Raw genomic sequence first — 24,352 nt, forward strand, 5'->3', positions numbered from 1 at the left:
CATGTCATGGCGACGCCCCCTTGCCCGGCGAAACGGCCGTCGTTCAGAGGTAGTTGGTCAGGGACAGCTTCGACAGGATCGAGGTCGTCTGGTAGCTCGCCTGGAGCCGGTTCTGCACGGCCAGGATCTGCACCGCCACATCCTCGGTGGTGACGTTCTCGATGCCGGCGAGCGTCGTGTCGAAATAGTTCTTCGCGGCGGTGTTCCGCTCCTTGGCCGAGGCGATCGATTTCTGCGCCGTGCCGAATTCGGTGATGATCTCGGACGGCTTCTGGACCGCGCCGCCGAAGCCGAGCGCCTCGCGCACCCGATCGGTCAGCGCCTCGTAGCGCGCCTGCGAATTGGCGTCGCTGGCCGGGAAGGTCTCGACCGCGAGCACCGCGAATTGGGCGAGGCCGACGCGGAAGGTCTGCTCGTTCGCCCGCGCGCCGGTGGCGACGAGCTGGCTCTGGTCGACCTGGACGGTCGTCGTGGCGCGCGCCGAACCGGCCCCGTCGTCGCCCTGATACCAGATCACTGTGTTGCTCGCCGTGCCGGCCGTCGGCGCGGCTGTCGCCGTGGCGAAGCCCGGCCCCGGCACGCGCAGGGGCGGGCTGCTGAGGCTGCCGTCGAAGAAGTTCTTTGCCGCGACGGTGGCCGAGGCGGCCGACAACGTCGTCTGCGCCTCCTTGGTCAGCGCGGCCGTGATAGCCGCACGCAGATTGGCGGCTGTCGCATTGACGCTGGCGCCGATCACGAAGCTGTCCGAGGCCGAGCCGTTCGAGCTTTCCGAGCGCGCGGTGAGCACGATCTCCTCCCTGGTGCCGTCGGGTAGATCGAGGAGGATGCGCAGGTTCTCGCCCGGAAGCGGCTGGCCGGCGACGTTGACCGCGATGTCCGCCGGCGGACCGGCGGTGTAGGTCGGCGCCAGCCCTGCCGAATTCGTCGTCGCGCCGGCGAGCTTGAAGCCATAGCCGTGGACGGTCGCTTCCTCGGCGATCGTCGCGCTCGTACCGGCTCCGCCAGCGGTCAGGCGGCCGAGCCCGGAACCCAGGTCGGCCTGCTTGCGCTCGGAGATCAGTTGCTTCAGCCCGGCCCGGCCCGCTCCGTCGCCATCCACGATCAGCGAATACCCGACCGCGGGCTCGATATCCGAGGTCCGGCCCGAGAACAGGTAGCGGCCGTTGACGTCGGTGTTGAGCAGATCGAGCGTCTGCTTGAATTTCTCTTCGGCCAGCACCTGCGGCGCGGAGCGGCCGCTGGCGCTCGCCGTATAGCTGTTCGAGCGGACATCGTTCTTCGTCTCGGTCGTCAGCTTCGCGAAGTTTTCGACCGATTTGGCCGACAGGCTCAGATTGATCTCGGCGAGCTTGACGCCCTGCAGCCAGGAATCGATCGAGGCGACCTTGGCGTTGAGATCGAGGCTGGCGCGCCGCCCGATGCCGAGATCGCCATAGGTCTCGCTGCGCTTGCCGGTGGCGAGCTGGCGCTGCAGGTCGTCGAACTGCGAGCGCGTCGAGACGAATTCGCTGGGCTTGGCCGCGCGGTAGGCGCCGGTCCCGTTGGTGGTGATGGTCATGACGATGGCCCTTCAGATGCGCAGCAGCACGTCCATCAGCTCCTTGACCGTGGAGATGACGCGCGCATTGGCGGCATAGGCTGTCTGCAGCTCGATCAGCGTCGACATTTCCTGGTCGACATTGACCTGGGAGGTCGCCTGGAAGCGGCTCTGGACCGAGGACAGCGCAACCTGCTGGCCTTCGTCGAGCCGCTTGGCGGCCTCGGCCGCCTGCCCGGTCGAGGCGACGACGCGCTGCACGAAGCTCGATACGGTCCCCGTCGAGGTCGCGGTCGAGCCGTCGAGCGAGGTCGCGCCGGTGAAGGCGCGCTGGCTCTGGCTCAGCCGCTCGAGCAGGAGTTTCGGCCTTGCCGGGTCGCCCTGCGCGGTCGCCGGCGAGGTGTTGTAGACCACGAGCCGGGAGCGGTCGGCGATCAGGCCCGGATTGACGACGATCCGGGCGGCATAGCCCAACGCCTGCGAACCTCCCTCGAAGGACCCGGTGAAAGCGGCGTTTCCGGCCCCCGCATCGACGAAGAAGGGCAGTTCGACCGCGCCGCCGGCGGACGCCAGGCCGGTCGCGGTCGGGCGCGCCGTCAGGCCGACGACATCGCGCGTGGCGCCGGCGCCGTCATCGACGATGCGCAGCACCGAACCCGTGTTGGAAACCGTGAAGCCGCCGCCGATCGCGGCCTGTATCTGCGTCGCGACCGAGGCCGGGCCGCCGGAGAAATCGATGCCGACGACGCGGTTGTTGGCGTCGCCGCTGGCATTGGCCGGCAAAGGCAGCGTGCCCGCGCTCTCGACGCGCACGAAGGTGAAGCGTTGCGGCTGGCCGCCCGGCGTCACCTTGTAGTCGAGCGTGACGCTGTTGCCGGACTGGAGGCCGGTCAGGTCGACCTCGAAGCCCGCCGCCGCGCCGGCGGTGACCGCGGTGCCCGCGACCTCGCGGTCGGACAGCGCGCCGGAAAGCTGCGCCGCGATCTCGTCGAGCTGCGCCTGCGCCTGGACCAGCGTCTTGTCGCGCAATTCGACGAAGGCCGCGATCTCGCCGGAGCGGAACGCCCTGTTGGCGATGGCGTCGATCGTGTTGCCGGAATTGTCCGTCAACGTGATGGTGCCGACGCCGCGCTCGGCGGCGACGGGGCTCCACTGCGATTGCGCGCCGAGCACCGGGCGCTGGTCGAAGGCGAAGGTGACCGAGGGCCGGCCGTCGAAGATCTGCGCGCCGGAGGTGGTGACGATGGTGAGGTTGCCGCGCGCGTCCTCGCTGGTGCGGATGTCGATGTATTGCGAGAGTTCGGCGACGATCAGGTCGCGCTGGTCGCGCAGATCGGCAGTGTTGCTGTCGTTCTGGCCCGTCGCGATGCGGCCGTTCACCGTGGTCAGCGCGTTCAGGAGCTCGTTGACCTGCGTCACCGCATTGGCGATGCCGGTCTCGGCCTCCGTGCGCAGCGCCTGCACGCCGGACGAGAGACCGTTCAGCCGCTGCGCCAGCTGCGAGGCGGCGTCGAGCACGGCCGTGCGGCCGGCGTAGGAGCCGGGGTCGTTCTGCAGCGCCTGCAAGGCGCTGGTGAAGCTGCTGTAGACGGAGTCCAGAGCCGTCGTGCTGCCGGGCGCGCCATAGAGCCTGTCGAGGCCAGACAGCATATCGGCCCGCGCCGAGGTGTAGGCCGCGCCCGAGGATTCCTGCCAGAGCTGGCGCTGCACGACCTGGTCGAGCAATCGCTGGACCGCCGTGCTGTTGGCGCCGACCTTGTTTCCGGCATAGGTGTCGTTGGTCGAGACCGTGCGGCGCACATAGCCGGTCTTGTCGGCATTGGCGACGTTCTGCGAGATCACGCCGATGCCGATCTGCGTGGCCTGCAGACCGGAAATCGCGGTTCCCAATGACGAGCTGAGGCCCATCGTCAACTCCTGTCGTCAGCCCGGCCCTTCTGGACCGCGCGTTACGGGGGCGCGCTGCCGGCCCTCAGCGGATGATGCTAAAGACGTCGCGCAGCATCTCCTGGGCCGTGGTGATGACCTTCGTGTTGGCCGAATAGGCCTGCTGGGTGACGATCATCTTCGAGAACTCGTCGGCGATGTCGGTGTTGGACTGCTCGACGTTGCCGCCGATGAGCTGCGAGGTGCCGAGGCCCACGATCGGCGCGCCGGATTCGATCGTCTCCTCGAAGGCGCCGCCATCGAGCCGCTTCAGCGAGTTGCCGGCGTTGAAGCGCGCGACCGAGAGCTGCGCCAGCGCGACGACCTGGCCGTTGCTGAAGGTGCCGATGACCTGCCCTTCGCCCGAGACCGAGACGCGGTCGAGCGTGCCGGCGGTGTAGCCGTCCTGGCGGATGCTGCGGGCGTCGATCTGGCCGCTGACGTCGCCGTTCTGGGTCAGGCCGTTGCCTCCGGTGGTCAGGTTGATTCCCGTGATGGTGGTTCCGGCGATCGTCATCGTCGGCAGCGGGATGTTGCCGCCCGCCGGCGCGGTGAGCTGGCCGGTCGCCCCGAAGGTGATCGCGGTGTTGGCGTTGCGATAGGCGACGGTCGCGCCGGTCGCGGCCGTGTTCTCGGCGACGAACAGGTTCCAGGTATCGGTGCCGCCACCGGCGGTGTTGTCGATCTTGGCCCAGCGCAGTTCGACGCTGGTCGCCTTGCCGAGCTGGTCGTAGACCGTGACCGAGCCGCCCGGGATCGACTGGCTCAGGAAGTTCGTCAGGTCGCTGCCGACCACCGTGCCCGTGCCGGTCGGCGTGGCGCGCGGGTCGGCGCCGGGATAGTCGCCCGGCGCCTGCAGCAGCTCCGAATCGGGAACCGTCGTACTCGCCTCGTTGGTCTTCGGATAGGCGGGGATGTTGGCGCGATACTCGATCGAGGTCGTCGCCTTGGCCGGGAACTGCTCCTTGGTGATGCGCAGCACCTCCGGCTGGGTGCCGACGAGCTGGCCGGTGACCGTGTCGATCTTCAGACCCTTGAGATAGTAGCCCGCGCCGTTGACGAGATAGCCGTTGGCGTCGAAGTCGAAATCGCCGCGGCGGGTGTAGAAGTTGGAGTTGGTGAACTGCGTGTTCGCGCCGAGCCCGCTCTGGCGCTGGTCGACGACGAAGAAGCCGTCGCCGTTGATCGCCGCGTTGGAGTCGATTCGGGTCGCCGAAAGGTCGCCCTGGATCGTGTTGGTCGCCTGGCTGTAGGCCGCGACCGAGCCGGCGATCTGGCGGTTCAGCGCCGAATCCGGCACCAGGTCGGCGAAGGTCGTATCGACGCGCTTGAAGCCCGCCGTTCGCGAGTTGGCGATGTTGCCGGAGATGTTCTCCAGCGCGTAGGACTGCGCCTGCAGGCCCGACACCGCCGTCGTCAACGCACTGAAAACACCCATGAGATCCTCGCCTCGACTGGCGGCCGACTTGGCCGCGCGCAAACCCGAGGCCGGTTCTGCACGGCCTGTGCCATGCAAACGCGCTTTGTTTTCCAAGCGCTTAGATGGTTTTCCAGCGTTTAAGCGACGTTTTTCACCGGGCAAATTCGCCGCCGTCCGGCAAAAACTGCCGGGTCGTTCAGCCCTCGGAGGATGAGCCGCGCCACGCCGTCAGATCGCCCGCCACCTCCGACAATGTCGGCGGCGCGCGCTCCACGAAGGGCAGCGGCCGGCAGACCGCGATCGCCGCCAGCCCGATGCGCGCGGTCAGCAGGCCGTTCAGCACGCCCTCGCCGAGCTTGGCCGAAAGCCGCGCGGCGAGCCCCTGCCCGACGACCTGCTGGATCACCGCGTCGCCGGCCGCGATGCCGCCGGTCACGACGAGATGGCCGAGCACCTGCCGCCCGAGCCTGATGAGCCCGAGCGCGCCTGGCCGCCCGGCATAGATGCTCGCGATCGTCCGCAGCAGCCGCGCGCAGGCGACCAGCACGAACACGATGTCGATCAGCGCGCGCGGGCTGACCGCGGTGACGAGCGAGACGCGCCGCGCCGCCTGGGCGATCTGAGCCTGCGCCGCGGCGTCGAGCGGGCCGAGCAAAGCGCGCTCGGTGACGCTCAGCACGTCGCGCGGCGCAAACAGCCGCGGCAGCGCGTCGGTGAGCGCGGCGCGGCCCTTGGCCGTCTCCGGGCGCGAGCCGTAGAGCGCGACGAGATCGCCGGCGAGCCTTTTGGCGGCGTCGAGCGTGCCGCCGGCCAGTACCTCGGTCGCGCGCAGGCGCAGCGCCTCGACCCTCCGCTCGCGCAGGATGTCGCGCAGGATGCGGCCGAGCATGACGAGCAGCGCGAGCGCGGCGACAGCCGCGCAGGCCAGCGCGGCATAGCCCAGCGCCGGGTTCCGGCTCATCAGGCTGGCGACGGCGCGCTCGGCCCAGACGCCGATCGCCAGCGCCAGGAAGCCGGACAGCCCGGCGACGAAGACGCCGCCCCAGGAAAAGCGCCGCCTTGCGACAGGCACGGCCGCCGGCTCGACAGGATCGAGCGGCTCGCTCTCGGGCAGGATCGAGAAGCCGTTCCCGCGCGCCGAAACGTCGACCGAGGCATCGGGCCTCGCGGGATCGAGCCGGATGGCGCGGGGAGTCTTGCCGTTCACCTCGTCGCCTCCCTCATGCCAGCCGGTCGCCGATCAGGAATTCCAGCGCGCGATCGAGCCGGATCTGCGGCGGCGGCTGCACCCGCCCGCCGGCATCGGCCGCGACCAGCGGCGGCCGGAAGCGCGGCGCGCGGATCTCCCAGCGCGCGGCCGGATCGAAGATCGCCTCGGGCCGTTCCGGCAATTCGCCCGGAAAGATCGCGGCCTCGGTCAATCCGTCGAAGGTGTCCGCGCCGACGCTCTCGCCGGCTTCCGGCACGCCGACGATCGCCGGAAGCTCGTCGCGGCCCTCCCTGATGCGGACCTCGCGGGTCGCGCGCACCGCGGCGAGCGCCATGGTCTCGACGCGCGCGCCCGCCCCTTGCGCCCGCGCCGCGGCGCGCGCCACGAGATGGCTCATCACGGCCGCCAGCCGGTCATGGCTGGTATGGTGCAGATGGTCGGCCTTGGTCGCCGCGAACAGCACGCGCTCGATGCGCGGCGAGAACAGGCTGGAGAGCCAGGAGTTGCGCCCGACCTGGAAGGCCGCCAGCGCCTGTCCCAGAGCCGTTTCGAGATCGGCCAGAGCCGGCGCGCCGACGTCGAGCGCGGCCAAGGCGTCGACCAGCACGATCTGGCGGTCGAGCCGGGCGAAATGGTCGCGGAAGAACGGCGCGACGACGACGCGCTTATAGGCCTCGAAACGCTCCGCCATCAGCGCCGCCAGCGTGCCCGGCACGATCGACGCGTCGGGGCCGAGATCGAGCGGCGCGAAGGTCAGGGCCGGCGAGCCCTCGAGGTCGCCCGGCATCAGGAAACGCCCCGGCGGCGTCACCGCGACGGCTTCCGGATCGTCCCGCAGCCGCGCGAGATAGGCCTTGAAGCTCCCGCTCGCCGCCTCGGCCGCCAGTTCGTCGGCGGGCGACGCCGGGTCGCGATCGGCCAGATCGTCCAGCCAGGCGGCGGACGCCTCGCGCCGGTGGGCCTTGCGCGCATCGGTCGCGGCCTGCCGCGACCAGGCGACGTAGTCCTGCCCGATCAGGGCGAGGTCGAGCAGCCATTCGCCGGGGTAATCGACGATGTCGAGCGTCAGCGTCGCCGGCCCCCTGAACCAGCCCTCCGCGCGCTCGTAGTCGATCTCGACGCGCAGTTCGGAGATGCGCCGCGTCGATTCCGGCCAGCGCCGCGCGGGGCCGCCCAGCGCCGCGCGATGCGCCTCGTAGGGAAAGCGCGGGATGTCGGGGTCGGGCTGCGGCGACAGCCTGACGCGGCTGATCCGGCCTTGGGCCGAGGCCTTGAGCACCGGCAGTTTCGCGCCCTCGATCAGGTTCTGGATCAGCGCGGTGGTGAAGACGGTCTTGCCCGAGCGCGACAGTCCGGTGACGCCGAGCCTGAGCCTCGGCCGCGCCAGCCCGAGCAGGCTGTCGCCGAAGGCGAGCGCGGCATTGCGCGCCTCGTCGAGATAGGAAGTGCTCACGACTTGACCAGGCTCACTCGTCGGGGCCTTCGCCGAGCGAGGCAGGCGTCACGAAACGGTCGAGCCGTCCGCCGCGTGCCGCGACGTCCCGCCAGTCCTCGACCGCGAAATCGAGCACGGCAAGCCCGCAGGTCGGGTATTTCTGGGCCATCCGCGCCGCCGCATAGCGGTCGCCATGGCCGGTCAGCAGCGCCGCCAGCTCCTCGAAACCGGGATTGTGGCCGATCATCAGCAGCGTGCGGACAGGCGCTTCCTGTTCCAGCACGACCTCCAGCAGCCGCTTCGTCGCGGCCTCGTATATCCGAGGCTCGACATGGACCGGCGGCCGCCGCGGCAGCATCGGGGCCACCAGATCCCAGGTCTCGGCCGTCCGCCGCGCCGGGGAGACCAGCACGAGGTCGGGCAGCAGCATTTCGTCGGCGAGATAGCGCCCCATCACCGGCGCCGCTTCGCGCCCCCGCGCCGCGAGCGGGCGCTCGCGGTCGGCCACGCCCTGGGGCCAGTTCGATTTGGCGTGGCGGAGCAGCATCAGGCGTCGCATGCTGCGAACCTAGTGATACGGCCGCGTTTTTGCGAGAGGCTGTCGATCATGGCTTTCGCGAAAGGGCTCGACGAATGTTGCCGAACTTTGAAACGAAGCGGCTGCTCATCCGCCCGCGTTTCATTGCGGATTTCAACGCCTGTCTGGCGATGGATCGCGATCCGGACGTGACGAAATACGTCGTCGGACCATGGAATGATCCTGCCGAGCACGAGCGCTTCCTGCGCGACAGGATCGAGAGATCGTTCGGCGAGGGGCTTGGATATTGGTCGATCTTCGCGAAGGCTCGTCCGGCCGATTTTCTCGGATGGATACTTCTGATCCCCCATGACGGCGTCGGACCGGAGGTCGAGATCGGATGGCGCTGAATCGGCTTTCATGGGGCAAGGGCCATGCCACGGAGGCGGCCCTGCCCTTCATCCGTCACTCGTTCGAGAGCCTGCGCCTCGATCGAGTCCTCGCCGACATCCATCCTGAAAATACCGGCTCCATGCGCGTCGCCGAAAAGGTCGGAATGAGGTTTGTCGGCGACGTTCATCACAACGGCAAGCCGCTGAAGTCGTATTCGATGACGATGACCGATTACGCTTCCGGGACCGTGCCTGGTTAGCGGCGCGCAAGATCATCGGGATGGCGCTCAATCCCGGATTTGCGCCTTCGGCGGTCAGCGCTGTTCGCGGCGCGTCATGAAGGCCAGCTTCTCGAACAGGCCGACATCCTGCTCGTTCTTCAGGAGCGCGCCGTGCAGCGGCGGGATCAGCTTGCGCGGGTCGCGCTCGCGCAGCATCTCGGGCGTCATCTCCTCGGCGACGAGCAGCTTGAGCCAATCGAGCAGTTCGGAGGTCGAGGGCTTCTTCTTGAGGCCCGGCGCGTCGCGCACCTCGAAGAACACGCGCAGCGCTTCCTCCATCAGCCGCTTCTTGATGCCGGGGAAATGCACCTCGACGATCGCCTTCATCGTCTCCGCGTCCGGAAAGCGGATGTAGTGGAAGAAGCAGCGCCGCAGAAAGGCGTCGGGCAGTTCCTTCTCGTTGTTGGAGGTGATGATCATCACCGGCCGACGCGCCGCGCGGATTGTTTCGCCGGTCTCGTAGACATGGAATTCCATGCGGTCGAGTTCGAGCAGCAGGTCGTTCGGGAACTCGATGTCGGCCTTGTCGATCTCGTCGATCAGCAGCACCGGGCGCTCCGGCGCCACGAAGGCGTCCCAGAGCTTGCCGCGCCTGATGTAGTTGGCGATGTCGGAAACGCGCGCGTCGCCGAGCTGGCTGTCGCGCAAACGGCTGACCGCGTCGTATTCGTAGAGCCCCTGCTGCGCCTTGGTCGTCGATTTGACGTGCCAGGTGATCAGCGGCGCCCCGAGCGCGGTCGCGATCTCCTCGGCCAGCACGGTCTTGCCGGTACCGGGCTCGCCCTTGACCAGGAGCGGCCGTTCCAGCCGGATCGCGGCGTTGACGGCGACGGCGAGGTCTTCGGTGGCGACATAGTTTTCGGTGCCGGCAAAGCGCATGGACGACCCTTCTGGACGATTGCGCGGACGCTAGACCAGGATGTCCTGGATTGGAAACGCCAAGCCCGTGAGGCCTTGCGGGAGCCGCCGGGCATGACGGCCCATGCCGCAACTCAAGTTTCTCGCGGCGACAGCGCCCACCGCGATTGTGTTGCGGGTGGCGAGACCGCAAGGTTCGGCGAGGACTTCCCGACCGATTCACATTCGAACGATTCAGCAGGACAGCACGTGGCCGGAACCGTCGATCCCTCAGCCTATCGCGACGCCATCGTGGTCCTGGCGACAGCCGGCGTGATCGTGCCTTTCGCCAAGCGCTTCAAGGTCAACTCGGTCGTCGCCTTCATGGCCTGCGGCGCCGTCCTCGGCCCCTTCGGCCTCGGCGGCCTCGTCTCGTCGATCCCGCTCTTGCGCACGATCACCGTGTCGAGCGCGGAGGCGCTGGCGGGCCCGGCCGAGCTCGGCGTCGCCTTCCTGCTCTTCGTCATCGGGCTCGAACTCTCCTTCGAGCGCCTGATGACGATGCGCCGGCTCGTCTTCGGCCTGGGCCTTGGTCAGGTCGTGCTCTCGGCGCTGGTCATCGGCGCCGTCGCCTACGCCTTCGGGCAGCCGGCGGCGGCGGCCCTGATCATCGGCTTCGGCCTCGCCTTGTCGTCGACGGCGATGGTGGTGGAACTGCTCTCGGCCAAGCGCCGCATGACCTCCTCGGCCGGCCGCGCCAGCTTCGCCATCCTGCTCTGCCAGGACATTGCGGTGATCCCGCTGCTCTTCCTCGTCAGCGTGCTCGGCGCGCAGGCCGGGGGCGGTTCGCTGCTGGCCGGCCTCGCGCAGGCGATGGTGCAGGCCTTCGTCGCGATCACGGCCATCGTGGTGATCGGCCGGGTGGCGCTCAGGCCGCTGTTCCGGCTCGTGGCCTCGACCGATTCCTCCGAGAGCTTCATGGCGGCGACGCTCCTGATCGCGCTCGGCACCGGGCTGATCGCGGCCGCGGCCGGTCTCTCGATGGGCTTGGGCGCCTTCATCGCCGGGCTGCTGCTGGCGGAAACCGAATATCGGCGCGCCATCGAGGTGACGATCGAGCCGTTCAAGTCGCTCCTGATCGGCGTCTTCTTCCTGACGGTCGGCATGAGCGTGAACCCGGCCGAGCTGGCGGCTTATCCCGTCGCCATCCTCTGCATCGCGATCGGCCTGTTCGCGACGAAATCGCTGATCGTCTTCGCCTTGGCGCGCCGCTTCAGGCTGTCGCCGGCGACGTCCCTCGAGATCGCCATCATGGTCGGGCCCGGCGGCGAGTTCGCCTTCGTTCTGTTCGGCGGCGCGGTCGCGGCCAAACTGCTTTCGCAGGAGGCCGCGAGCCTCGTCCTCGCCGCCGTCTCGCTGACCATGGTGACGCTGCCCCTGCTGGCGCGCCTGGCTCGGGCCTGGGCATCGAGGCTGGTCGTGCCGGCCGCTGTTCCCGACGAGGCGAGAATCCTGCCGCCGGACGATCATTCGGCGCGCGCCATCGTCGTCGGCTGCGGCCGCGTCGGCAAGCTGGTCAGCGCCATGCTGGAGGACCACCGCAAGCCCTACATCGTGATCGACTCCGATGCATCGGTGATCGCGGCCCAGCGCCGGGCCGGCAAGCCCGCCTTCTTCGGCGACGCGACGCGGCCGGATTTCCTGCGCCTATGCGGTCTGGAGGAGGCGACGGCGCTCATCGTCAGCATCAACAACGCCCGCGTCGTCGACGAGACCGTCCTGGCGGCGCGCGCGCTGAGACCCGACCTGATCATAGTCGCCCGCGCCCGCGACGCGGCCCATGCCCGGCATCTCTACGAGATCGGCGTGAACGATGCGGTGCCCGAGACGATCGAGGCGAGCCTTCAGCTCTCGGAGGCGGCTCTCGTCGGGCTCGGCGTGCCGATGGGCCTCGTCATCGCCTCCGTTCACGAGCGGCGCGACCAGTACCGCGCCGAGCTCAAGCCCGCAGGCGCTCCGGAGCGGGCGCTTCCGCGCGATGAGCGTTCGCGAAGGCTCTGAGGCCCGAGGAAGCCGGCACGCCGGTCCTGGTCTCGCTGCGCGCGAGCGCGCCGGCCTCGTCGCGCGCGACACTTGCGATATGGCCGTAGAACTGCTCGGCGCTGCGCCGCCAGCTATGGCCGGCGGCCAGCACCAGGCAGGATTCGCGCGGTATCCGCAGCGCCGCCAATGCCGCCGCGCGCAGATCCTCCGACAGCACCGCCGCGCCGCTGCCGGCGAAGACGTCGCTCGGCCCCTGCACCGGGAAGGCGGCGACGGGCAAGCCGCTTGCGGCCGCCTCCAGCAGCACGATGCCGAAGGTGTCGGTCAGGCTCGGGAAGACGAAGACGTCGCAGGAAGCATAGATCGCCGCCAGCTCCTCGCCCTCGCGCGTGCCCAGGAAGGTCGCGTCCGGATAGGCGCGCTGCAGATCGCCCCGCGCCGGCCCGTCGCCGACCACGACCTTGCTGCCCGGCAGCCGAAGCGACAGGAAGGCGTCGAGGTTCTTCTCGACCGCGACGCGCCCGACGCTGAGGAAGATCGGCCGCGGCAGATCGAGCACGCTGGCAGGGCGCGGATGGAACAGCCCGAGATCGACGCCGCGTCCCCAGCGCACGATCTTCTCGAAACCGTGCCGGCGCAGTTCGGCCTCGACCGTCATCGTTGAGACCATCACCGCCGCCGCCGGCCCGTGGAAGCGGCGCAGGAAACGGTAGCTCCAGTGCTCGGGGATAGGCCAGCGCGCCGCGACATATTGCGGGAAGCGCGTGTGGTAGCTCGTGGTGAAGGGCCGCTTCTGGACGAGGCAGACCGCTCGCGTCAGCCAGCCGATCGGCCCTTCCGTGGCGATATGGATATGGTCGGGCCCGAAATCGGCGATGCGGCGGGCGATCGCCTTGCGCGTCGCCAGCGCGATCCGGATATCGGGGTAGCTCGGCAGGCCGATCTGCCGAAAGCCTTCCGGCGTCAGCATCCTCGCCTCGACGCCGAAAGCCGGCCCGGCCTCGACCATTCGCTCCAGCGACCGGACGACCCCGTTGATCTGGGGCCGCCAGGCATCCGTCGCGATCATCAGGCGCATCAGGCGGCCTCCACCAGGGCGGGCCGAGGCGGCGCCGGCACGACGACGGGAACCGGCGCCTGCCCCTTCAGCCGGTACTGCGGCCAGCGGATCAGCTCGAAGCGGCCGTCGTGATGCTCGACGAAGGCCGTGCAGCTTTCGACCCAATCGCCGGTGTTGATGTAGGTCAGCCCGTCGATCTCGCGATAGGCGGCGTGATGGATATGGCCGCAGACCACGCCGTCGGCCTGGTGACGGCGCGCCTCGGCGGCCAGGCAGGTCTCGAACTCGCCGATGTAGTTGACGGCGTTCTTGACCTTGAGCTTGGCCCAGGCCGAAAGCGACCAGTGCGGCAGGTTGACCAGCCGACGCGCCTTGTTGACCACCGTGTTCAGGCTGAGCGCCAGCGTGTAGGCCCAGTCGCCGAGCAGCGCGAGCCATTTGGCGTTGCGCACGATCAGGTCGAACAGGTCGCCGTGGATGACGAGCAGGCGCTTGCCGTCGGCCGTCTCGTGGATGACCTCGTCGACCAGCGTGATGCCGCCGAACCGCAGCCCGGTGAAATCGCGCAGGAAGTCGTCGTGGTTGCCGGTGACGTAGGTCAGCTTCGAGCCCTTGCGCACCTTGCGCAGCAGCTTCTGGATCACGTCGTTGTGCGACTGCGGAAAATACCAGCCGCTCTTCAGCCGCCAGCCGTCGATGATGTCTCCGACCAGATAGATCTGCGGCGCGTCGTAGGCGCGCAGGAATTCCAGCACGAGGTCGGCCTTCGCGCCGCGCGTGCCGAGATGGAGATCGGAAATGAAGATGCTGCGGACCTGCTTCGCGTCGTCGTCGTCGCTCATGCCGCCGGGCCCGTGCCGTTGCGATGTGCCGGGCGTTTGGCTGATTTGCATTGCGCTTTGATGACGCCGTATCGAAAGCGTGCTCTGGCTGGCGTTCGGGTTGAAAAGGCTTCGGAGAAAACTGATGGATCTGGGAATTTCAGGCCGCACGGCCATAGTCTGCGCCTCCAGCAAGGGGCTCGGCCGCGGCGCCGCGCAGGCGCTGGCCGAGGCCGGCTGCATCGTGGTGATCAATGGCCGCGACGCGGCCACGCTCGAGACCACCGCGAGCCAGATTCGTGCCACCACCGGCGCGACCGTGATCGCGGTGGTGGCGGACGTCTCGACGCGCGCCGGCCAGGACGCGCTGCTTGCAGCGGCGCCCGCGCCCGACATCCTGATCAACAACAATGGCGGTCCTCCGCCGAAACCGTTTCGCGATGTATCCCGCGAGGCGCTTCTCGAGGGCGTCGTCCAGAACATGGCGACGCCGCTGGAGCTGGTTCAGCGCGTCGTCGACGGCATGATCGCGCGCCGCTTCGGCCGGATCGTCAACGTCACCTCGATGAGCGTGCTGACGCCGCTGACCGGTCTCGACGTCTCATCGGCGGCTCGCGCCGGGCTGACCGCCTTCCTCGCCGGCGTGGCGCGCGAGGTCGCCCATGCCAACGTCACGATCAACAACGTGCTGCCCGGCATGTTCGACACCGACCGGCTCAAGGGCTCGACCACGAAGATGGCGGCGATCAAGGGGGTCACGCCCGAGGAAATGGCGGCCAGCCGCAAGGCCGAGGTTCCCGCCGCCCGCTTCGGCAACCCGGGCGAGTTCGGCAATGTCTGCGCCTTCCTCGCCAGCGCGCATGCCGGCTACATCACCGGCCAGAACCTCTTGATCGACGGCGGCGTGTTCAGGGGCAGTTTCTGATGGCGCCGTGGCGGGCTTCGTCCCGCCTGCCGCCGGTCGGGGTTGCGCTCTTCACGCTTTGAGGGGCTTCGCCGCCATGGTCTAAGGAGAGCGGTCCTGTAGAAGACCGCTGTCTCCTCCCGCCGCGCCGGTCCGTTGTCCCCTCTTCTCGGCATTTCCCTCAAGCTGCTTTCGGCGCTGGTGTTCACGTTGATGTCGGCCGGCGTGAAGTCGCTCGCGGCGCGCTATCCTACCGGCGAGATCGTCTTCATCCGCTCCTTCTTCGCGCTGATCCCCCTGCTGATCTGGCTCGCCTGGCAAGGGCCCGTCGTCGCGGCGCTCAAGACCAGAAACCTGCGCGGCCATCTCAAGCGCGGCGTCATCGGCTCGACGGGAATGTTCTGCGGTTTCGCCTCGCTGCAGTTCCTGCCGCTCTCCGATTCGGTCGCGATCGGCTATGCCGCGCCGCTCGCGGTCGTGGTGCTCGCGGCGGTGATCCTGAAGGAGCGCGTGCGGGTCTACCGCTGGAGCGCGGTGACGATCGGCTTTACCGGCGTCCTGATCATGCTCGCCCCCTATCTCAGCGGCGTCGGCAACGGCCTTGCCGCGGGGCCGGCCTTCGGCGCGGCGCTCGGGCTCGCCGGCGCATGCTGCTCGGCCTTCGCCTCGATCGAGGTGCGCCAGTTGACACGCACCGAGGGCACCGGCGCGATCGTGTTCTATTTCATGATCATGACCAGCCTGCTCGGGCTCTCGACCATCCTGCTCGGCTGGAACCTGCCGACCCCGCAGGATGCAGCCCTGATGGTCGCGGTCGGCATCCTCGGCGGGCTCGGCCAGATCCTCCTGGTCCAGGCCTATCGCCATGGCGACGCCTCGCTGATCGCGCCGTTCGAGTATTCGACGATGCTCTGGGCCGTGGCGATCGGCTGGTTCGTCTTCGGCGACTGGCCGGCGACGACGGTTCTGGTCGGGGCCGTGATCGTGATCACCTCAGGCATCTACGTCATCCTGCGCGAGCAGCAGCTCGGCCTGCTCAAGCGCGAGCAGCGCGAGGTCGGCCCGCCGCGCGCGACCTGAGCGGCGCTGCGCGGGCCCGGCTTGCCCCGTGGAACCGGAACGGGCAAAGTCCTTTTCGTCAAACGATCGTTCGCTTCCGCAAACGATCCGGGCGGAGAGGTCGAGCGGACGTCATGGGCATCGAGACGAAGGAACGCGCCGGACGCGAGCTCGAATCCGGGGCCCAGGTCATCTCGGGCCAGCTCGGCAAGACGATCCAGCGCCTTCGCAAGGCCTATAATCTCTCGCTTTCCGAGCTGGCCGAGCAGTCCGGCGTCGCGAAATCGATCATCAGCCAGATCGAGCGCAACGAGACGAACCCGACGCTGGCGACGATCTGGAGGCTGTCGCAGGCGCTCGACATCTCGATCGAGCGCGTGCTCTCCAGCGGCGAGGAAGAGCCCTTCATCGACAAGACCAGCCGAAGCGATACCCCGATCCTGGTCTCCGAGGACGGCAAGCTGAGGCTCGCCATCATCGGTTGGATCAAGACGGTGGAATGGCTGCAATGGTACGATGTCCAGGCCGAGCCAGGCGGCGAACTCGATTCCGAGGGCCACCAGCGCGGCTCGATCGAATCGCTCTCGGTGACGGCCGGCGAATTCGAGGTCGAGGTCGGCGACATCGTCCAGCGCGCGAAAGCCGGCGACACTTTGCGCTATCGCTGCGACAGGCGCCATATCGTGCGCTGCGTCGGCTCGGAGCCGGGCGCGGCGATGATGGTGTGCATCCTCAAGGCGGCGGTGATGGAATAGGCGCTTTGCAGCCCTCTACCGCGAAAGACGTCCCTCGTCGCCGGTCAGTTCCAGGCGTTCGGGCGCTGCCTTGCCCCAGCTCCAGAGGACGAGGTTGAGATCGTCCGGTTTCGCGCCGGGAGCGAAGCTGCGCACCAGCAAGCCGCGATAGCCCCGGGCGATCAGGCCAAGCGCAAATCGTTGCGTCGGCGCTTTCCCGGCCATCCGCATGCTGTCGCGCCATCCCGTATCCGCAAGGGCAGCGGCGTCCATGCCGTGCTGCGTTAACTCGTCTTCGGCGCGGCTGTCGAAAATGGCGTCGATATCGGCGCGATAGGAGACCAGCGTCGTCGGCTGAAGGCTGCCGGCCTGATTGGCCTCGCGCAGCGCGGCCGTGACCGCGAGCGAGAGGTAGAGCGCCGGCATGCCCTTCGGGTTGAACCGGCCTCCGTGCAGCGCCGCCCCCCGCCCCGAAAGCGGTTCACGCGCGTAGATCGGGTTCAGAGCCCGGTAGAGCGTTCCGCGATAGCGCATCGCGTTCAGGCATGAACGCCGGCGTCGATCGCATCGATATAGTCGAGAACCTCGTCGACGCGGCCGCCGCGGACGAGCTGCATCGCCGTCTGTCCGGAGAACCCGGAAAGCGGCTCCGAGCGATACCAGGCATAGGCCATCAAGGCGGAGCCGAAGCGGGGCTCCGCCTTGTTGATGATCTCGACCATCTCACGCAAGCGTCGCTGGGTCCTGGCGGAGCGAACCCGCTCCTGGCGCTGCACCGCGTCACGGCCCAGGCCTGCCGTGCGAGCGACCTCCTCGCTCGTCGTGCGCAACGCCTCGGCGATCTTGCGCGGCGCGAACAGGCCGTGATCGGCATATTGAGCAAGCGACATGATCGGCCTCGGAGCCACATTAGCTGACGCAATATAGCGTCAGGAGTTGCGGCATTCAAGATCGACGAATGGACTCCGCCGGCTCGCTCATCCAGCCGGGGCGGACACGGCCTGCAGCATCGCGGCTGCGATCGCGGCCTCCGAATAGGGCTTGTGCACGATCGGCGCCTGGACGGCTTCCTCGGCGAGCAGCATGCCGTCGTCGTAGCCCGTCGCGAACACGAACGGCACGCCCTGCTCGCGCAGGCGTCGCGCCACGGGCATCGAGGTCTCGCTGCCGAGGTTGATGTCCAGCATGGCGATGTCGGGCAGGCCCTGGTCGAGCGCGGCCATGGCTTCCCTGATGCTCGCGCAGACGACCACCCTCGTCGCGCCGAGCGCCTGCAGCATGTCCTCGGCATCCATCGCGATCAGGAACTGGTCCTCGACGAGAAGCACGGCCTTGTCGCGCAGCGGCCGCGCCGTGCCAACACCGGACGCGCGGACGACCGGGACGGATTGCGCTCCGGGGTTCTGCTGCAGCCAGCTGACGAAACGCGCCGGGATCGTCAGGCGCGCGACGAGGCCGGCCGGTTCGAATGACACGTCGCTGCGGCCGCCGAGATCGAACGGGATGCTGCGGGCGATGAGCGCACTGCCGAAACCGGCCCGCGACGGCGGAACGACGATCGGCCCGCCGCTTTCGCGCCAGCCGATCTCGCAGTCGCCATTGCCGTCCCGCCGCCATGCGATCGAGAGCCGCCCGCTGTCGCGGGACAGCGCACCATATTTCGCCGCGTTGGTCGCGAGTTCATGGACGACGAGAGCCAGGACGGCGAAGGCGCGCGAATCGAGCGCCGCGGGCGGGCCCGACAGGACGATGCGTTCGGCTTCGGTCCGGTAGGGGCTCAGCTCGGCATCGAGCAGATCCTTGAGGACGCCGCCCCCGCTGGCTTGCATCGCCTGGTCATGGGCGAAGGACAGGGCGTCGATCCGCCCCTGGATGGTGGCGACATAGGCCTCGATGTCGATGGCGTCCCGCGATGGATGGGCGATGATCGACTTGATCAGCGAGAGGATGTTCTTGACCCGGTGATTAAGTTCCTGGTTGAGCACCTTCTGCCGGATGTCGGCCTTTTCGCGCTCTTCCGCCAGCAATTCTCTGTGCCGCAGCAGCACCTCGACCAGCGCGCTTCGCGCCGATTCGGCCATGTCCCGCTCGACGCGCGTCCACGGTCGGGAGCGGTTCTCGACGGTCTGCTTCCAGACTGCGAAACTCTGCCTCGGCGTCAGCCTGTCGCCGAGCGGTCCGCTCTCATAGGTCTTGCTGGGGTCTCCGCCCCACTCGATCGTCTGCACGAGTTCGCGCCGGAAGAAAAACAGGTAATCGCGCGGCAACTGCGACAGCGGAATCACGAGAACGCCCGCCGCCGACGCGCTGAAGGCGCGCGCGGACGGCAGCGACTCCGAAAGATGGCTCGTCGCCCAGACCGCCCGCGACGCCACGGAACCGACGAAGGCCGCAAGCTGCGGCGCCGCCTCTGCCGGCGGCGCGGAGCCGACGGACGACCACGCGCCGTCGATCAGCAACCCGACGCCGTCACAGGGCATGAGCTGACGGAAATCGCCGAGATGCAATCTCAGCAGCTCGGCGACGTCCGTCGTGTGGGAGGACGCGGTCAGCAGCGTGTTCAGGAACGCCCTCGCGCGGCCTTCGGCTTCGTTCTTTTCCTTCTGCGTCAGCGCGCCGAGCTGGAGGGCGAAGAATTCGCCGAAGATCTCGGCCGCGATCCTCTGGTTCATCGACATCGCGCGAGGCGAGTAATGGTGGCAGGCGATGAGCCCCCACAGGGCGCCGTCGACGATGATCGAGATCGACATCGAGGCGCTCACGCCCATGTTGCGCAGATATTCGCAATGGATCGGCGAGACGCTGCGCAGATGGGCGTAGGACAGGTCGAGCGGTTCGCCATCGGCGTCGAGCGTCGGTTCGATCACCGAACGCTCGCCGCTGGAGTTCGAGACGAGCCGGATCGTATTGAGCAGATAGAGCTGCCGTGCCTGCCGCGGGATGTCGCTCGCCGGAAAGTGCTGGCCCATGAAACTTTCGAGGTCGGCGCGCTTGGCCTCGCTGACCACCTGGCCGGCCCCGTCGGCGGCGAACTGATAGATCATCACGCGGTCGTATTGCAGGACGGCGCGCAGCAACCGCGCGGCGCCCGCGATCAGCTCGCGCGGGCTCGCCGCATGACTCAGTCTGCCGACCAGCGTGCGCGCGAATTCAAGCGGCGAGTTCGATCCCTCCTCCGCCGCGACCTCGAACTCGACGATCGCATTGCCCTTGAAGCGGTGGGCGCTGACGTCGAACGCCCCGGATGAATTCGCCAGCCGAACGTTCGGCATGAGACCCGGCCGCGATGGCAGGTTCGAGCGAGCCAGCGCGTTGCGCAGCTCGTGCACCGGCGCGGCCCCGATGATGTCTTCGAGCGTCCGGCCGACAAGATTCTGCTCCGGAAGCCCGAGAAAGGCGGCCGCGTTGCACGAATGACGCCTGATCGTCACGGCGGCTTCGTCGCAGACCAGCATGCAGCCATGCGGCTGGATGCTGCCGGGAATGTGGATCGGCTCCCGGTCGCAATTCGTCAGGTCGACGGTCGTCATCTCAGCAGAACCCGTTAAGCCTCATCGAACGGGCCGCATGGTCGAAAGTGGCGCTCGCTGCTGCGGCTGCGACGTCGCGATCGATCCATTCAAGCTCCTCGACGAGCAAGAGGAAATCGCGCCAGTTGGAGAGACCGCGTTCCTGGGCGGCGAGATGGCGTGCGCCATGCGAGGCCCCGAAGCCGAGATCGGCCACCATGCGCGCGATCAGTCGCGCGCCGAGCGCGGACCCTTCGAGCACATAGGCGACACCGATCGCGCGGGCTATGTCATTTGACAGGTCGAGTGGTTCGACCGGCGGCAGGTCGAGGCCGAGATCGGCCAGATCCTGTTCCATCAGGTCGACGATGGCGCCCGGGCGCCAGGCGCCGACCGCCGAAGACCATTCGACCGATCGCAGATAGCCCTCCACGGCATGTCGATGCGCGTAGGAGGCGCTCGCGAAGGCCCGATACCGTTCGGCTGTGCCGATCGGACCCACCATGTCGTCGAGCCGTTGATGCGCCGCCTGAGTCTGCTCGCGCAGGTAGAATCGGAACGTCGAGACGGTCATCGAAAGCAATCGAAATGCGGGCCGGCTGGTTTGGCACGCCGAAACGACGTGCGGCGAAGGGTTTCCTGCCATTCGCCTTCAGCAAACGCAATGGTCGGCGTCGTTTACCCGTCCGTCTTCACCGGCTTCGGCGGCCCCTGCACAGCCTGCAGCGACTTCAGATATTCCGCCATCGCCAGCCGATCGGCGTCGGACAACTGCGCGGTGTTGCGCACCACCGCCGCCATCTTGCCGCCGACATTGTCGAAGCTCGGCGTGAAGCCGCTCTTGAGAAGCTCTGCGATCTCGCTCTTCGACCATTTGGCGAGGCCGCTCTCGGCCTGGGTGATGTTCGGCACGAAGCCCTTGCCTTCCGGATCGGGTCCGCCGGCGAAGCGCGTCGCCTGGACGATCGCGCCGAGCGCGTTGCGGTTGGAGTGGCATTCGGCGCAATGGCCGGGACCGTTGACGAGATAGGCGCCGCGATTCCACTCCTCGCTCCTCGATGCGTCGGCCTTGAACGGCGCGCCGTCGAAGAACAGCAGCTTCCAGCCGCCGACGATGCGGCGGATGTTGAATGGGAAAGCCAACTCGTGGTCCTTCGCCCTGCCCTCGACGGGCGCAAGCGTGCGGATATAGGCGAAGAGGTCGGCCAGCGCCTTGGGCGGCATCAGCCGGTAGGAGGTGTAGGGGAAGGCCGGATAATAGTGCTGGCCCGACGGCGAGACGCCGCGCGCCATGGCGTCGACGAAGTCCTTGACGCCCCAGTTGCCGATGCCGTCGCGCGTATGCGGCGAGATGTTGGGCGCGTTGAACTTGCCGAAGGGCGAGCCGAGTTCGAGCCCGCCGCCGAGCTTCAGCTTGTCGTCCTGGCCCGGCGTCGCATGGCAGGAGGCGCAGCCGCCGGCGGCGAAAAGCAGCTTGCCGTTCTCGATATCGGGCGCCGGCAGCGTGCCGATCTGCGGCGAAGGCGAGACCAGGCGCGGATCGGTCAGCACGATGAAGCCGGCGAGCCCGAGCACGGCGAAGACGGCGAGCGTTATCGGAAGCCGGCGCATCGAACCTCGACCCATTCCAGTTCACACCAACCCAAACCGAACGCGCCAGCCGGCGAGAAGGTTCGTCGCATCGCGCCTTGCGGAGGCGAGAAGCGAGCCGCCCGCGCCGGCGGCCCGCTCCATGAAGCTCCCATCGCATGACGGCAGCGACCGCGCCGCGTCACTTCTTGATGCGATAGATCTCGTGGCAGGAGCCGCAGTTCTTCGTCACATTGCCGAAGGCGGTTCGGAAACCGGCGAGGTCGGTCGCGCCTGTCGCGCCGGCGGTGGCGTCGGCCTCGAACTTGACGAAGGCGGCCTTGAAGCCGGCCGCGTCCTCCCAGATTTTGGGCCCGGCCGAGGTGTCGCCGCCGGTCTTGGAATTGTCGGGGAAAAGCGTCGGCATCTTTCTGGCGGCGTCGACATAGGTCTTGAAGATGCCCTGGACCTTGGCGGCGTCGAAAGCCTCCTCGCCCTTGGCGATCTTGGCTCCGAGTCCGGTCGCGGCGCCGACGCCCTTCATCGCATTCTTGCGCTCGGCGACCGGATCGGACTGTGCCACGACGGTGGTGAGGCCGATAGCGAGGCTGGCGGCGACGAGAGCGATACGGATCATGCGTGAACCCCTTGCGAGGGCTCTGGAAGACGGCCCCGTTTAGAACGACTCAAACTCATAGCAAGAGCGCCGTGTCGCCAAGTCGCAATCACGCGATTGGATCCGCATTGCAGCAAGTCCAATCTTGCATCAAAGCGGATAGCCCGCCTGTTTCAGCGCGTTGAAGACCTTCACCGGCGTCGCCGGCATGTCGATCGCCTTGATCCCGGCAGCCCGGTTCAGCGCATCGACCATGGCGTTCATCACCGCCGGGCAGGCCCCGATCGCACCCGCCTCGCCCGCGCCCTTCACGCCGATGGCGTTGGTGACGCAGCGGACGTTGCGGGTCTCGAAATGGAAGTTCGGGATGTCGATCGCGCGCGGCAGGGCGTAGTCCATGAAGGTCGCGGTCAGCATCTGCCCGGAGGAATCGAACCTGATCTCCTCCATCAGCGCCTGGCCGATGCCCTGCCCCGCGCCGCCATGGACCTGGCCCTGCAGCATGATCGGGTTCAGCGTCACGCCGAAATCGTCGACAACGACGTAGTTCAGGATCTCGGTGTTGCCGGTCGCGGGATCGACCTCCAGCTCGCAGACATGGGTGCCGTTCGGATAGGTCGCCTCCGGCGGTGTCCAGCTCTGATGAACCCGCAGCATCGCCGTGGTCGCGCCGGGCAGCGCCGCGATCGCGGCGAGATCGAGCGCCTTGTCGGTGCCGACGACGCGCACCGCGCCGTCGACGATCTCCAGATCCCCGACGCCGGCCTCCAGCTTTTCGGAGGCCAACTGCTTGAGGTTGTCCGACAGGATTTCGGTCGCCTTGTTCAGCGCCGCGCCGCCGACGGGGATCGAGCGCGAGCCGCCGGTGCCCGATCCGGTCTCGACCTTGTCGGTGTCGCCCTGGATCACGCGGATGCGGTCCATCGGAATGTCGAGATGCTGCGAGACGAGCTGCGAATAGGCGGTCTCGTGGCCCTGCCCGTTCGACTGCGTGCCGATCAGCACGGTGACCATGCCGTCCTTCTCGAGGATCACGGTCGAGCTTTCCGGGCCGCCGCCGCCGCAAGCCTCGATATAGCAGCCCATGCCGATGCCGCGGATCTTGCCGGCCCTGGCCGAGGCCTTGAGACGGCTCTTGAAGCCCTTCCAGCCGGCCACCTCCATGGCGCGCCGCATATGGCCCTCGAACTCGCCGGAATCATAGGTCGGCCCGGTCTGCGTCTTGTGCGGCATCTCGCTCGGCTTGACGAAGTTCCGCGCGCGTACGGCGTCCGGGGTCTTGCCCGTCTCCATGGCGATGGCGTCGACCAGCCGCTCGATCAGATAGGCGGCCTCCGGCCTGCCAGCGCCGCGATAGGCGTCGACCGGCGTGGTGTTGGTCAGGACGCCGCGGAAATGCACGTGCACGGCCGGGATGTTGTAGCAGCCCGGCGTCATCGTGGTGCCGACCCAGGGGATGAACGGTCCGTACTGCGAGAGATAGGCCCCCATCTCGGCGGCGAGATCGACCCTGAGCGCGATGAACTTGCCTTTCGCGTCGAGCGCCATGGTCGCGGTCGCCAGATTGGCGCGGCCATGCGTGTCGGCGAGGAAATGCTCGGTGCGGTCGGCGACCCAGCGCACCGGACGCTTGAGTTTTTCGGCCGCGACCATGGTCAGCGGATATTCGCGGTACATGAATATCTTGGTGCCGAAGCCGCCGCCGACATCCGGCGTCACGACCCGGATACGGGCGGGATCGACCTTCAGGATGTTCTTGGCGAGGATATCGCGCGTGCCGTGGCTGCCCTGGCTGCCGAGCGTAAGGGTCCAGCGCTTGGAACCCTTGTCGTATTCGGCGATGCAGGCGCGCGTTTCCATGTAGTTCGAGGCGAGGCGGTTGTTGACGATCGTCACCGACACCGTCCGCGCCGCCTTGGCGAAGGCCTTCTCGGTCTTCTTGCGGTCGCCCTGTTCGGCCTCGAAGGCGATGTTGCCCTTGCGGTCCGGCCAGACCTGCGGCGCCTTCGGGTCGAGCGCCTCGGAAATGCCGGTCACGGAGGGCAGCGACTCCCAGTCGATGTCAAGCGCCTCGGCGGCGTCGCGCGCCTGCGCCAGCGTCTCGGCGACGACGAAGGCGACCGCCTCGCCGACATGGCGGACCGTGTCGACCGGCAGCACCGGCACATCGGTCGGCGTCACCGGCTCGCCCGAGAGCGTCTTGATCAGCCCCTTGCAGGGAATGTTGCCGAGATGGGCGACGTCCTCGCCGGTCAGGATCAGCTTGACGCCCTTCATCCGGCGCGCTGCTTCCTTGTCGCGGATCGTGAATCTGGCATGGGCATATTGCGAGCGCAGCAAGAAGGCATGCAGCGCGCCTTCGACGGCGGTGTCGTCGGTGTAGCGCCCCGCGCCGGTCGTCAGCCGGTGATCCTCGACACGGCGAACCGGCTGTCCAAATCCAAACTTCATCGGGCGCATAGGCTCAAATCCTCAGATCATT

20 protein-coding genes and 1 pseudogene are annotated in these 24,352 nt (G+C 68.0%); 5 read left to right on the plus strand and 16 right to left on the minus strand.

Annotated elements, in window-relative coordinates; all coding sequences use genetic code 11:
• Positions 1 to 43: 43 nt before the first annotated feature.
• From AC1RRW_RS20105 to AC1RRW_RS20130, 6 genes are all read right to left on the minus strand, one after another.
• Positions 44 to 1,558: a flagellin N-terminal helical domain-containing protein gene (locus AC1RRW_RS20105; RefSeq protein WP_492903179.1), complete on the minus strand. Its 1,515-nt coding sequence runs from the start codon at positions 1,556 to 1,558 to the stop codon at positions 44 to 46.
• A gap of 12 nt (positions 1,559 to 1,570) precedes the next feature.
• Positions 1,571 to 3,445 (minus strand): flagellar hook-associated protein FlgK, encoded by a 1,875-nt coding sequence (gene flgK, locus AC1RRW_RS20110; RefSeq protein ID WP_492903181.1) that lies wholly within the window; start codon positions 3,443 to 3,445, stop codon positions 1,571 to 1,573.
• 64 nt (positions 3,446 to 3,509) lie between these two features.
• A complete protein-coding gene (locus tag AC1RRW_RS20115; protein WP_492903183.1) occupies positions 3,510 to 4,901 on the minus strand; it encodes a flagellar hook protein FlgE in 1,392 nt (463 codons plus the stop codon).
• Between the two features lie 178 nt (positions 4,902 to 5,079).
• The gene (locus AC1RRW_RS20120) at positions 5,080 to 6,090 is read right to left on the minus strand and encodes a YcjF family protein (RefSeq protein ID WP_492903185.1); all 1,011 of its coding nucleotides are present in this window, start codon (positions 6,088 to 6,090) and stop codon (positions 5,080 to 5,082) included.
• Between the two features lie 13 nt (positions 6,091 to 6,103).
• Positions 6,104 to 7,546 (minus strand): YcjX family GTP-binding protein, encoded by a 1,443-nt coding sequence (locus AC1RRW_RS20125; RefSeq protein ID WP_492903187.1) that lies wholly within the window; start codon positions 7,544 to 7,546, stop codon positions 6,104 to 6,106.
• 13 nt (positions 7,547 to 7,559) lie between these two features.
• Entirely contained in the window at positions 7,560 to 8,075 is a 516-nt protein-coding gene (locus AC1RRW_RS20130) for a SixA phosphatase family protein (RefSeq protein WP_492903189.1), read from the minus strand.
• 161 nt (positions 8,076 to 8,236) lie between these two features.
• Between AC1RRW_RS20130 and AC1RRW_RS20135 the strand changes: the two are divergent.
• Positions 8,237 to 8,697, plus strand: a pseudogene (locus tag AC1RRW_RS20135) (GNAT family N-acetyltransferase).
• A gap of 54 nt (positions 8,698 to 8,751) precedes the next feature.
• On the opposite strand, the gene AC1RRW_RS20140 reads toward AC1RRW_RS20135, so the two are convergent.
• Positions 8,752 to 9,597: an AAA family ATPase gene (locus tag AC1RRW_RS20140; protein ID WP_492903191.1), complete on the minus strand. Its 846-nt coding sequence runs from the start codon at positions 9,595 to 9,597 to the stop codon at positions 8,752 to 8,754.
• A gap of 228 nt (positions 9,598 to 9,825) precedes the next feature.
• Between AC1RRW_RS20140 and AC1RRW_RS20145 the strand changes: the two genes are divergently transcribed.
• On the plus strand, positions 9,826 to 11,616 hold the full coding sequence (locus AC1RRW_RS20145; RefSeq protein WP_492903193.1) for a cation:proton antiporter domain-containing protein: 1,791 nt from the start codon (positions 9,826 to 9,828) through the stop codon (positions 11,614 to 11,616).
• On the opposite strand, the gene AC1RRW_RS20150 is transcribed toward AC1RRW_RS20145, so the two are convergent.
• The gene (locus tag AC1RRW_RS20150; protein ID WP_492903195.1) at positions 11,555 to 12,676 is read right to left on the minus strand and encodes a glycosyltransferase family 4 protein; all 1,122 of its coding nucleotides are present in this window, start codon (positions 12,674 to 12,676) and stop codon (positions 11,555 to 11,557) included. The genes AC1RRW_RS20145 and AC1RRW_RS20150 overlap by 62 nt on opposite strands.
• The gene (locus AC1RRW_RS20155) at positions 12,676 to 13,500 is read right to left on the minus strand and encodes a UDP-2,3-diacylglucosamine diphosphatase (RefSeq protein ID WP_492903197.1); all 825 of its coding nucleotides are present in this window, start codon (positions 13,498 to 13,500) and stop codon (positions 12,676 to 12,678) included. Before AC1RRW_RS20155 ends, AC1RRW_RS20150 begins: the two co-directional genes overlap by 1 nt.
• Before the next feature lie 124 nt (positions 13,501 to 13,624).
• Here AC1RRW_RS20155 and AC1RRW_RS20160 point away from each other — a divergent pair, with 124 nt between their 5' ends.
• The 3 genes from AC1RRW_RS20160 (at position 13,625) to AC1RRW_RS20170 (ending at position 16,197) form a co-directional block, all read left to right on the plus strand.
• On the plus strand, positions 13,625 to 14,404 hold the full coding sequence (locus AC1RRW_RS20160) for an SDR family oxidoreductase (protein ID WP_492903199.1): 780 nt from the start codon (positions 13,625 to 13,627) through the stop codon (positions 14,402 to 14,404).
• Positions 14,405 to 14,539: 135 nt separating this feature from the next.
• On the plus strand, positions 14,540 to 15,463 hold the full coding sequence (locus tag AC1RRW_RS20165; RefSeq protein ID WP_492903201.1) for a DMT family transporter: 924 nt from the start codon (positions 14,540 to 14,542) through the stop codon (positions 15,461 to 15,463).
• A gap of 113 nt (positions 15,464 to 15,576) precedes the next feature.
• Positions 15,577 to 16,197 (plus strand): helix-turn-helix domain-containing protein, encoded by a 621-nt coding sequence (locus AC1RRW_RS20170; RefSeq protein ID WP_492903203.1) that lies wholly within the window; start codon positions 15,577 to 15,579, stop codon positions 16,195 to 16,197.
• Between the two features lie 15 nt (positions 16,198 to 16,212).
• Here the strand turns inward: AC1RRW_RS20170 and AC1RRW_RS20175 are convergent, their stop codons facing one another.
• The 7 genes from AC1RRW_RS20175 to AC1RRW_RS20205 form a co-directional block, all read right to left on the minus strand.
• Positions 16,213 to 16,710: an RES family NAD+ phosphorylase gene (locus AC1RRW_RS20175; RefSeq protein WP_492903205.1), complete on the minus strand. Its 498-nt coding sequence runs from the start codon at positions 16,708 to 16,710 to the stop codon at positions 16,213 to 16,215.
• Positions 16,711 to 16,715: 5 nt separating this feature from the next.
• On the minus strand, positions 16,716 to 17,066 hold the full coding sequence (locus AC1RRW_RS20180) for an antitoxin Xre/MbcA/ParS toxin-binding domain-containing protein (protein ID WP_492903206.1): 351 nt from the start codon (positions 17,064 to 17,066) through the stop codon (positions 16,716 to 16,718).
• Between the two features lie 87 nt (positions 17,067 to 17,153).
• Positions 17,154 to 19,706, minus strand: a complete 2,553-nt coding sequence (locus AC1RRW_RS20185) for an HWE histidine kinase domain-containing protein (protein WP_492903208.1) — start codon at positions 19,704 to 19,706, stop codon at positions 17,154 to 17,156.
• 1 nt (position 19,707) lies between these two features.
• On the minus strand, positions 19,708 to 20,259 hold the full coding sequence (locus tag AC1RRW_RS20190) for a biliverdin-producing heme oxygenase (RefSeq protein ID WP_492903210.1): 552 nt from the start codon (positions 20,257 to 20,259) through the stop codon (positions 19,708 to 19,710).
• Between the two features lie 104 nt (positions 20,260 to 20,363).
• Complete coding sequence (locus AC1RRW_RS20195) at positions 20,364 to 21,296, minus strand: c-type cytochrome (protein WP_492903212.1); 933 nt, start codon at positions 21,294 to 21,296, stop codon at positions 20,364 to 20,366.
• 160 nt (positions 21,297 to 21,456) lie between these two features.
• Complete coding sequence (locus tag AC1RRW_RS20200) at positions 21,457 to 21,891, minus strand: c-type cytochrome (RefSeq protein ID WP_492903214.1); 435 nt, start codon at positions 21,889 to 21,891, stop codon at positions 21,457 to 21,459.
• 129 nt (positions 21,892 to 22,020) lie between these two features.
• Positions 22,021 to 24,330 carry a xanthine dehydrogenase family protein molybdopterin-binding subunit gene (locus AC1RRW_RS20205; protein WP_492903216.1) on the minus strand — a complete coding sequence of 770 codons (2,310 nt, stop codon included), beginning with the start codon at positions 24,328 to 24,330 and terminating at the stop codon, positions 22,021 to 22,023.
• Positions 24,331 to 24,352: the final 22 nt, after the last annotated feature.

The sequence above is a fragment of the Allobosea sp. GW821-FHT12C12 genome (genome assembly GCF_058807355.1).

Bases quoted from the DNA above. Each gene is read 5' to 3' on its own strand.
- AC1RRW_RS20105 (WP_492903179.1), bottom strand. From the start codon at position 1,558: ATGACCATCACCACCAACGGGACCGGCGCCTACCGCGCGGCCAAGCCC.
- flgK (WP_492903181.1), bottom strand. From the start codon at position 3,445: ATGGGCCTCAGCTCGTCATTGGGAACCGCGATTTCCGGTCTGCAGGCC.
- AC1RRW_RS20115 (WP_492903183.1), bottom strand. From the start codon at position 4,901: ATGGGTGTTTTCAGTGCGTTGACGACGGCGGTGTCGGGCCTGCAGGCG.
- AC1RRW_RS20130 (WP_492903189.1), bottom strand. From the start codon at position 8,075: ATGCTGCTCCGCCACGCCAAATCGAACTGGCCCCAGGGCGTGGCCGAC.
- AC1RRW_RS20140 (WP_492903191.1), bottom strand. From the start codon at position 9,597: ATGCGCTTTGCCGGCACCGAAAACTATGTCGCCACCGAAGACCTCGCC.
- AC1RRW_RS20150 (WP_492903195.1), bottom strand. From the start codon at position 12,676: ATGCGCCTGATGATCGCGACGGATGCCTGGCGGCCCCAGATCAACGGG.
- AC1RRW_RS20155 (WP_492903197.1), bottom strand. From the start codon at position 13,500: ATGAGCGACGACGACGACGCGAAGCAGGTCCGCAGCATCTTCATTTCC.
- AC1RRW_RS20160 (WP_492903199.1), top strand. From the start codon at position 13,625: ATGGATCTGGGAATTTCAGGCCGCACGGCCATAGTCTGCGCCTCCAGC.
- AC1RRW_RS20170 (WP_492903203.1), top strand. From the start codon at position 15,577: ATGGGCATCGAGACGAAGGAACGCGCCGGACGCGAGCTCGAATCCGGG.
- AC1RRW_RS20175 (WP_492903205.1), bottom strand. From the start codon at position 16,710: ATGCGCTATCGCGGAACGCTCTACCGGGCTCTGAACCCGATCTACGCG.
- AC1RRW_RS20180 (WP_492903206.1), bottom strand. From the start codon at position 17,066: ATGTCGCTTGCTCAATATGCCGATCACGGCCTGTTCGCGCCGCGCAAG.
- AC1RRW_RS20185 (WP_492903208.1), bottom strand. From the start codon at position 19,706: ATGACGACCGTCGACCTGACGAATTGCGACCGGGAGCCGATCCACATT.
- AC1RRW_RS20190 (WP_492903210.1), bottom strand. From the start codon at position 20,259: ATGACCGTCTCGACGTTCCGATTCTACCTGCGCGAGCAGACTCAGGCG.
- AC1RRW_RS20195 (WP_492903212.1), bottom strand. From the start codon at position 21,296: ATGCGCCGGCTTCCGATAACGCTCGCCGTCTTCGCCGTGCTCGGGCTC.
- AC1RRW_RS20200 (WP_492903214.1), bottom strand. From the start codon at position 21,891: ATGATCCGTATCGCTCTCGTCGCCGCCAGCCTCGCTATCGGCCTCACC.
- AC1RRW_RS20205 (WP_492903216.1), bottom strand. From the start codon at position 24,330: ATGCGCCCGATGAAGTTTGGATTTGGACAGCCGGTTCGCCGTGTCGAG.